Annotated in this window: 4 protein-coding genes; 2 read left to right on the top strand and 2 right to left on the bottom strand. The window is 37.0% G+C overall.

The features are described 5' to 3' along the window. A partial coding sequence (locus tag V7137_RS27340) for a hypothetical protein (protein WP_335700983.1) occupies positions 1-352 on the bottom strand: 352 nt, incomplete at its 3' end. Between the two features lie 278 nt (positions 353-630). On the opposite strand from V7137_RS27340, the gene V7137_RS27335 reads away from it, so the two are divergent. Further along, the gene (locus tag V7137_RS27335) at positions 631-1,980 is read left to right on the top strand and encodes a D-serine ammonia-lyase (RefSeq protein ID WP_335700982.1); all 1,350 of its coding nucleotides are present in this window, start codon (positions 631-633) and stop codon (positions 1,978-1,980) included. Continuing rightward, complete coding sequence (locus V7137_RS27330) at positions 1,977-2,564, top strand: VanZ family protein (RefSeq protein ID WP_335700981.1); 588 nt, start codon at positions 1,977-1,979, stop codon at positions 2,562-2,564. Before V7137_RS27335 ends, V7137_RS27330 begins: the two co-directional genes overlap by 4 nt. A 33-nt stretch (positions 2,565-2,597) precedes the next feature. On the opposite strand, the gene V7137_RS27325 is transcribed toward V7137_RS27330, so the two are convergent. Further along, positions 2,598-3,364: ArsB/NhaD family transporter (locus V7137_RS27325; RefSeq protein ID WP_335700980.1), on the bottom strand; the 767-nt coding region annotated here is incomplete at its 5' end.

Below are 3,364 nucleotides of genomic sequence, written 5' to 3'. Positions count from 1 at the left end.
GAATAATCTTTTGCAGTTTAACCGCAAAATCGGTATGTTCTTCCCCTACTACAAATAATCGGTCAACATATGGTAAAAGTTTCAATACTCCTTCTGAGAGTTGACTGGATGCATCATAAATAATGATATCGTAATCATTCTTCATAATCTTTATTTTTCGTTTTTGTTCGGTTAAAGACAATTTTGAAAATTCGTGGATAAGTTCAGGAGAAGTCTCTTCTTTTTCTAAGGACCCGTACGAAATAAATGCTGCAGCTAAATTTGTATTTAATTTAAGCCAATTAAAAATGGATAAAGCCAATTCAGTTACACCTGATTTTGCCTTTGGAGAGTAAAAGCCAACTAAATACATGTCCCTCACATGCCTTTTATTTAAATAATATTCAAAAGGCAAATAAGTGTTAAAGACAACTACTATCTATTTTTTATTTTATTAACAATTTCCAGGTCTCACCGATTTAGTCGTGGCCAAAACTATGATGGTTCTCTTCATGGACAAGTTCGAACCCTGTTTCTTATAAATATGACGGGCTTCCTAATTATTAGGTTAACAAATTAGCATTATTGAAATAATTGATGTGTTAAAATAAAACTGCTATTAAAAATAATTCCAAACGACAGGGGATTCCAATGAATAAAATGAATGGTCTGGAAATACAAACATGGCTTAAGAATAACCCTTTTCCATTGTTAGAAAAACTAAAATCTTTTGATGAAGTATTTTGGGTGAATCCAAATATGGTAAGCGCCAAACAAGCAATTGAAACATCACCCCTTACTGCAGCTGATATTAAGGATGCGGAGGAAAGGTTAAAACGGTTTGCTCCCTATCTTGCAGTGGTTTTCCCGGAAACAAAAGCAGCCAATGGGTTGATTGAATCGCCATTAGTAAAAATACCATCCATGCAGCAAAAAGTGACGGACAATTTAAATCAACCACTTTTAGGTGAATTATTATTAAAGTGTGATAGCCATCTGCCGATTTCTGGATCGATTAAAGCCAGAGGTGGAATTTATGAAATCCTTAAACATGCAGAAGACTTGGCACTATCACATCACATGTTAACCATTCAAGATGATTATTCCATATTGGCGGATGAAAAATTCCGATCCTTCTTTTCACAGTACTCGATTGCCGTAGGTTCAACTGGAAATTTAGGCCTCAGTATTGGGATCATCAGTGCCAAGTTAGGATTTAAGGTTACAGTACATATGTCTGCGGACGCAAAACAATGGAAAAAAGACTTACTTCGCAGCAAAAATGTGCAGGTCATGGAATATAAGGCGGATTACAGTAAAGCTGTTGAGCAAGGGCGAATCCAAGCCGCAGCAGATCCTCGCTGTTATTTCGTCGATGATGAAAATTCCCATGATTTATTTTTAGGATACGCAGTTGCGGCATCTCGGTTGAAGAAGCAGTTAGACGAGTTAGAAATCCAAGTCGATGAACATCACCCATTATTTGTATACCTGCCATGCGGAGTTGGCGGTGGTCCAGGTGGAGTTGCCTTTGGTTTAAAGCAACTGTTTAAAGATAATGTCCATTGTTTTTTCGCAGAACCAACCCACTCACCCTGTATGTTACTCGGATTAATGACCGGGTTGCATGATCAAATTTCCGTCCAAGATATTGGGATTGATAATCTAACAGATGCGGATGGCCTTGCTGTCGGCAGACCCTCTGGATTTGTCGGTAAAATAATCGAACCCTTTCTAAGTGGCAGTTATACGATTAGTGACGAACATTTATACAAACATCTTAAGGACCTTGTTGATACAGAGGATATTTATCTTGAGCCTTCTGCACTAGCAGGTATGATGGGTCCCATGTTCTTATACGGTAAGGGAATGAATTATTTAGAGAAGCATGATTTATCGAAAAAAATGAGCCATGCAGCCCATATCATTTGGGCAACTGGCGGAAGTATGGTCCCTGAAGAAATGATGGTTGAATATTATCTAAAAGGATCCAATAAGTGAAAAAATCTTTACTCACTGCAATATTGATATCTTTTGGAATCTTTATGGTTTTGTCCCCCGTATTAATTCGATTAGTTTCGTATTTACACCCAATCGTTCTGGGTGTTGTCCTGTTATGTATGATCGGGCTAGTCAGTTTTTTCGTCTTACTAATTAGAAAGGAAATGATTTATCTACCCTATCGATTATTTTTGGGTTTGCTGACTCTTTACACCTTGGCACTCGTTATTTTATTATTTTTTCGGCCGAATGATCAAAGCTATAACTCCATAAATCTTGTTCCCTTTTCCACTGTTACATTTTATTTATCAGGAAAAGTGAACTGGTTAATCGCTTTTTATAACCTTGCTGCTAACATTGGTTTGTTCATTCCCTACGGCCTATTCTTAAAACTTAAAGATTTTACTCAATGGAAAGCATTATTTATCGCTTTCCTGATGATTGCTTGTATCGAAGTTTTGCAATTTGTTTCCCATCGTGGGAGCTTGGATATTGATGATTTACTCTTGAACTTGTTGGGAGTTTATCTAGGGTGCGTTCTCTTTCCATTTGTTCGGAAAGTGGTTCAAATCGTCATTAAATAAAGGACCCATCAAGTGATGAGTCCTTATTTAGTGTCATCCAGCAAAAACAAGCAATAGCCATAAGTATAAGCATATCAGGGTGAAAATTAGTGTCGCCGGTATGACAACTATGGTAACTTTTATATATTCCAACCAAGTTATTTTAATATTATTCGTCTTTAATATATGCATCCAAAGTAATGTTGCAAGCGTCCCAATTGGGAGGATTAGCGAGCCTACGTCACTGCCTATGATGTTTGATAAGTAAACTGTTTTTGTTAATAGGGGATCGAGTCCCATATCCGTCAGGGCCAAAGTTGATATCATTAATGCAGGATGATTGTTAAAGATATTGGATAGAAAGGCAGTGATCACACCCATGATTAAACTAGCATGAAGCAAACTATCGTTTACGATTGGTTTTAGATAGGTTAAGAGGAGTTGCGATAATCCAATATTGTGTAAACCAAAGATGATGACATACATACTAAAGGCGAATATTAAGATATGCCAAGGAATTTTTCCGACCACGTCTTTTGGATTTACTTTTAAGTAAATCCATCTCCACATCAACAGGATAAAAGAACCACATACAGCAACTAAAGAGACGGAGATACCGATAAAGGAAGCGACGAAAAGACTAATCCTTACAAGGAATACGAAGATAAGCATACTGATCATGAGTTTCTTTTGTTGATTAAATAAAGTTTCGGACTCTAGTTGTAGTGGATGGAAAGGGCGGTGTTTTTGCAGTGGGATCGAGTAGGAGTGGAAGCGGATTTCGTTTGGGATATTTTTCTTGAATACCAGGAATAGTAAAT

This window comes from Neobacillus drentensis (assembly GCF_036962765.1).
In the GTDB taxonomy this organism is placed as follows: Bacteria; Bacillota; Bacilli; order Bacillales; family Cytobacillaceae; genus Neobacillus; species Neobacillus drentensis_C.
The sequence above is the reverse complement of the archived record's forward strand: the minus strand, read 5'-3'. Positions and strand labels throughout refer to the sequence as shown.

Excerpts from the sequence above, each read along its gene's own strand:
- V7137_RS27335 (WP_335700982.1), top strand. The coding sequence starts at position 631 with ATGAATAAAATGAATGGTCTGGAAATACAAACATGGCTTAAGAATAAC.